This window comes from Pseudoalteromonas sp. S554 (assembly GCF_005930865.1).
In the GTDB taxonomy this organism is placed as follows: domain Bacteria; phylum Pseudomonadota; class Gammaproteobacteria; order Enterobacterales; family Alteromonadaceae; genus Pseudoalteromonas; species Pseudoalteromonas marina.
In genome coordinates this window covers 1-503 of record NZ_PNDV01000144.1, presented here as the reverse complement: position 1 = coordinate 503, position 503 = coordinate 1, and the positions used below count along the sequence as shown (strand labels likewise).

Annotated in this window: 1 protein-coding gene; it reads left to right on the top strand. The window is 41.7% G+C overall.

What is annotated here, in order from left to right:
* The coding region (locus tag CWB65_RS19300) for a transposase (protein WP_138741271.1) at positions 1–503 on the top strand (503 nt) is incomplete at both ends.

The following is a 503-nucleotide window of genomic DNA, read 5'->3' as shown; positions in this document are numbered from 1 at the left end:
CATGGCGGTAAAGCCAAAAACGATAAAATAGATTCATATAAAATTGCCAAACTCATCCGTGGGGGGAACTTTCCACTTGCTTATGTGTATGACAAAGATATGCGTGCTACGCGCGACTTATTACGCCGAAGAACTAAAATTGTTCGCCACGGAGCTGATTTAAAAGCCCATGTCGCCAATACCGCCAGCCAGTACAATTTACCTGCCCACAACGTGAATTTAAAGAACGTCTGCGACAGAGAAAAGATGCGCTACTACTTCCCTGACCCCGTTGTGCAACGATCCATTAATTTAAATATGGCCATACTCGATTGCTATCACAGCGAGCTTAAGCCTTTAGAGCATTATATTGAACAAATGGCCAAGCAACACAATCCTGTTCACCTTAATATCTTGCAAACAATAAATGGTATAGGCCGCATTCTCGCACTTACCATTATTTATGAGATTGGTGACATTAATCGCTTTTCAAGCGTACAAAAGTTCGCTTCATATAGTCGGTT